The 4,612-nt window shown below is 60.1% G+C and carries 5 protein-coding genes; 3 read left to right on the top strand and 2 right to left on the bottom strand.

Annotated features, from left to right (window positions below; all coding sequences use genetic code 11):
- The coding region (locus ACRC1E_RS05320; RefSeq protein WP_438514070.1) for a GntR family transcriptional regulator at positions 1-449 on the bottom strand (449 nt) is incomplete at its 3' end.
- Between the two features lie 198 nt (positions 450-647).
- Between ACRC1E_RS05320 and ACRC1E_RS05315 the strand changes: the two genes are divergently transcribed.
- Positions 648-1,286, top strand: coding sequence for a LysE family translocator (locus ACRC1E_RS05315; protein WP_438514069.1), 639 nt, complete (start codon positions 648-650; stop codon positions 1,284-1,286).
- Positions 1,287-1,404: 118 nt separating this feature from the next.
- Positions 1,405-2,793: a glutamate--tRNA ligase gene (gene gltX / locus ACRC1E_RS05310; RefSeq protein WP_438514071.1), complete on the top strand. Its 1,389-nt coding sequence runs from the start codon at positions 1,405-1,407 to the stop codon at positions 2,791-2,793.
- A 69-nt stretch (positions 2,794-2,862) separates the two neighbouring features.
- Here the strand turns inward: gltX and ACRC1E_RS05305 are convergent, their stop codons facing one another.
- Entirely contained in the window at positions 2,863-3,408 is a 546-nt protein-coding gene (locus ACRC1E_RS05305) for a DUF1415 domain-containing protein (protein WP_438514068.1), read from the bottom strand.
- Between the two features lie 135 nt (positions 3,409-3,543).
- On the opposite strand from ACRC1E_RS05305, the gene ACRC1E_RS05300 reads away from it, so the two are divergent.
- On the top strand, positions 3,544-4,612 hold a 1,069-nt coding region (locus ACRC1E_RS05300; RefSeq protein WP_438514067.1), incomplete at its 3' end, for a benzoate/H(+) symporter BenE family transporter.

Here is a 4,612-nt window from a genome sequence, read left to right as displayed (position 1 = left end):
GGCGGAAAAGGATAATCGGTCGTGAGCTCCGGGTGCTGGCGCACCAGCTTTCCCAGAATCTGCTTGAGCCGGGTCGTCGGATAAAAATCACTGCCGCGCGGGCTGGCCAGCGACAAGTCAATCACATCGGTACGCGTCTGTGCCGCCATCACCAGCTCCAGCTGATCGGCCTCCCCCTCCTCGCCGGCCAGTGTTTCGCTCTGGCGCCGCATACGCGGCAGAGGCAAGCGCGCGACACCCTTGACGTAAAAGCCCGACTGCGGCCGTGCAGCAATCAGGCCGCGGTCTTCCAGCGCCCGGTAAGTCGCCAATATCGTCGACGGACTGACCTTGTGCATCGCACAAGCCTTGCGTACCGATGGCAGACGCTCGCCCACCTGCACCGTGCCGTTTTCTATCAGCGCCGTCCATTCACCCACCAACTGCATATACAGCGTTTCGCCACTCATCCCCGCTCCCCTTGCCGCAAACTGCCGGCCGCGACACCGCCATCGGCACCCAGCAGTACAGTTACGGCCCAATGAGACCATAACAGTTAACTGTTACGCAAACTGTTATGGTCTCAATTTCAACTTTCTGAATCTGTAACAACCCATAGGACAACGCTAATATAGCGGCAGAATTCAGACCTTCAGACGGATAGCATCATGAACTTCATCGCGCTGGTGACCTACCTCACCATCATGGCCATTACCCCCGGCCCGAACAATCTCGCACTGGCCTCCAGCGGCGTAAATTTCGGTCTCAAACGCACCATGCCGGCGCTGATGGGGATGGCGCTGGGTCTGTCCAGCCAAGTGGCCATTCTGGCGCTGGCACTGGGCAGCATGATGGCGCTGATGGAGAGTATTAAGCTGTATCTGGCCCTGGCCGGCTGCCTGTATCTGTTCTGGCTGTCGTGGCATATGGCGCACGCGGCAGAGCCCGGCGCGGATGGTCAAAACCGCAAGGCTAAACCGATGGGTTTTGGCGGTGGCGTGCTGTTTAACTGGCTCAACCCCAAGGTGTGGCTGATGGGCTTCAACGTCGCCATCGTCTTTTTGCCCGAGACGATGCCGGTGTGGCAGGCCGGTGCCCTGTTTTTTGTCATCACTTTTATCATCACCCTGCCCTGCATCGCGATCTGGGCCTGGGGTGGCGAATATATCCGCCGTTATCTCGATTCACCGCGTCGCCTCAACCTGTTCAACTACAGCATGGCTGGCATGCTGGCCTGTACCGCTGCCTGGCTGCTGGTGGAAATGCTGCCGGCCAGTGCTGTTCAGCAGATGAGCGCCATGGTCTGACCCCGTATTCCTCTCTAACCCTGTGTGGAATTTTCCCCGCAAACGCCAATCGCGTTTGCGGGTTTTTTTTGGCACAGCGTAAAATAGCCGGCTTAACCCTTGCACGCGAGCCAGAGCCATCATGATCCGTACCCGTTTCGCCCCCAGCCCGACCGGCTATCTGCACATCGGCGGCGTGCGCACCGCCCTGTTTTCCTGGGCCTTCGCCAAAAAACATGGCGGCACTTTCGTGCTGCGCATCGAAGACACCGACCTCGAACGCTCGACACCGGAGTCCGTCAAGGCCATCCTCGACGGCATGAACTGGGTCGGTCTCGACTACGATGAAGGCCCGTTCTACCAGACCCACCGCTTCGAGCGCTACGAAGAAGTCATCGCCCATCTGCTGGCCTCAGGCCATGCCTATCACTGCTATATGAGCCGTGAAGAACTGGATGCCTTGCGTGCCGAACAGGAAGCACGCGGCGACAAGCCGCGTTACGACCGTCGCTGGCGCCCGGAAGCCGGCAAAGTACTGCCGCCCGTTCCGGCCGGTATCAAGCCGGTGGTGCGTTTCAAGACCCCGCTGGATGGCGTAGTGGCATGGGATGATGCGGTCAAGGGCCGTATCGAAATCGGCAACGTCGAACTGGATGATCTGATCATCGCGCGCCCGGACGGCAGCCCGACTTACAACTTCTGCGTGGTGGTGGACGACTGGGATATGGCCATCACCCATGTCATTCGCGGCGACGACCATGTCAACAACACCCCGCGCCAGATCAACATCCTCAAGGCGCTGAATGCGCCCTTGCCTGTCTACGGCCACCTGCCGATGATACTCAACGAGGACGGACAGAAAATGTCCAAGCGCCGCGATGCGGTCAGCGTGGTCGATTACGCCGATCAGGGCATCCTGCCCGAAGCGCTGCTCAACTATCTGGCACGTCTGGGCTGGGGCCACGGTGACGACGAGCTCTTCTCCATGGCTGAATTTGTCGAGTGGTTCACACTGGAAGCAGTCAGCCCGTCCGCCAGCCGCTTCAACCATGAAAAATTCCTGTGGCTCAATGCCCAATATATCAAGGCCGCCGACAATACCCGTCTGGCCGGACTGATTGCACCGCGTCTGAGCGCCGCCGGCATCGATACTGCCCATGGCCCGGCACTGGCCGCAGTGGTGGCACTGGTGAAAGAACGGGTACAGGAACTGAACACACTGGCCGACGAGTGCCATTATTTCTACCAGAAGCTACATCCGAGCGCCGCCGACCTCGACAAGCATCTGTCGGGCGATGCCCCTGCCCGCATGGCACGCTTTGCCGATCAGCTTGAGGCAGTGCCCGAGTGGAATGCCGAAGCCATCCATGGCCTGTTCAAACCCTTCTGTGCCGCAGAAGGCATCAAGATGGGGCAGCTGGGCATGCCGCTGCGTGTACTGGTGTGCGGCACCGCGCAAACACCGTCGGTCGATGCCGTACTGACGCTGATCGGCCGCGAAGAAGTGCTGCGCCGCATGCGCGCCTGAGGCGACACCTGACGCAAAAAAGCGCCCGCCTGTTGATCAGGCGGGCGCTTTTTTGTGCGGAAAAACAGCTTATTTCAGCGGCAGCCCCAGTGCGGCCCAGCCGGCATGGCCCAGCTTGTAAAGCGTCGCACTATTGCGTTCGGCAATCGCATCCACCCCGGGATAATCGGCAATGGCAGCCTCTACACTGGCATCACGCAGCAGATGCAGGGTGGCGAATGGCGCGCGGTTGACGAAATTAACCATATCATCCGGTTCGCAACCATCAAACTGGAAATCAGGATGGAAATTGGCGGCCTGAATCACGCCGTCCAGACCATGCTCGCTGATCGCCTCGTCGGCCAAGAGCAACACATCGTTAAAATCAATAAAATCGGCGAACAGCGTGGGATGGATCAGCAAGGTGGTGTCGATCTCGCTGGCCGATGTTGCGGCCAGCCTGTCCAGTTCGCTATCCAGATCTTCGAGGAAGCCATCCAGATGACGCGCATCGCTCACCACCAGCCGGACACGGTTTTCCAGATACACCTTGCGGGCAAACGGACATAGATCCAGCCCGATCACGGCCTGCTCCAGCCACAGGCGGGTGGCGGCGATAATGTCTTCGTGTGGCATACGGGAGCACTCCGGCAAAAAACGGCAGTGTAAACTGCGCCCCTGATCTCTCCCAGCATTTTCACCGTCCATGTGGCTGGACAAGCAGCGGCCATCACCTTAATCTTGAAAATCCGCCCATAAAACCCATACATCATGATCAGTCGTCAGGATTTTCCGGCACTCGCCGCCGGTTTTGTGACCGTACTGGTGGGCTACACCAGCTCGGCGGCCATCGTGTTCGAGGCGGCACGCAGCGCCGGCGCCAACCCGGCCGAAATCAGCTCATGGCTGCTGGCGCTGGGCTTGGCTATGGGCATCAGTTGCATCGGCCTGTCCCTGCACTACAAGGTACCGGTTGTCACCGCCTGGTCGACCCCGGGCGCGGCACTCTTGGTCACCAGCCTGTCCGGCGTGTCGCTGCCCGAAGCCATCGGTGCTTTCGTGTTTTCAGCGGCACTGATTTTGTTATCCGGCATCAGCGGGCTATTCGAGCGCGCCATCAGCCGCATTCCGCTGCCGATGGCCTCCGCCATGCTGGCCGGTATTCTGGTGAAATTCGGCATCAATGTATTCAGCAGCATGCAGGCCAATCTGGCTCTGGTGCTGCCGATGTTTGCCGCCTATCTCGTACTCAAGCGCCTGCTGCCGCGCTATGCCGTGCTCGGCGTGCTGCTACTCGGGGTTGCACTGGCGGCGGCACAAGGCCAGTTGCGGCTGCACGGACTCGCACTACAGCTGGCGACGCCCATCTGGATCACGCCGGTGTTCTCTCCCGCCGTACTGCTGGGTGTCGGGCTGCCTTTATTTGTAGTGACCATGGCCTCGCAGAATGTGCCGGGTGTCGCCACCCTGCGCACCCATGGCTACCTCTTGCCGGTGTCGCCGCTGATCACCAGCACCGGTGCCATCAATCTCGTACTCGCGCCCTTCGGCTGCTTTGCCCTGAATCTGGCGGCCATCACCGCAGCGCTATGCATGAACAGTGATGCCCACGCCGACCCCAAGCGACGCTATCTTGCCAGCGTAGCGGCAGGCGGGTTTTATCTGTTGCTGGGACTGTTCGGGGCGACGGTTGCCGCACTACTGGCGGCCTTTCCGCAGGCACTGGTGATGAGCATTGCCGGTATTGCCTTATTCGGCACCATCGCCGGCGGCCTCACCACCGCCATGCGCGACGACGCCATGCGCGAGCCGGCACTGATCACCTTTTTGATCACCGCTT

The organism is Craterilacuibacter sp., from assembly GCF_051659485.1.
Taxonomy (GTDB): Bacteria; Pseudomonadota; Gammaproteobacteria; order Burkholderiales; family Chromobacteriaceae; genus Craterilacuibacter.
Note: the sequence above shows the minus strand (reverse complement) of the source record. Positions and strands in the feature narration are given on the sequence as shown.

What these genes read in the sequence shown, in the direction of transcription:
- ACRC1E_RS05305 (WP_438514068.1), bottom strand. Translation starts at nt 3,408, where the DNA reads ATGCCACACGAAGACATTATCGCCGCCACCCGCCTGTGGCTGGAGCAG.
- ACRC1E_RS05315 (WP_438514069.1), top strand. Translation starts at nt 648, where the DNA reads ATGAACTTCATCGCGCTGGTGACCTACCTCACCATCATGGCCATTACC.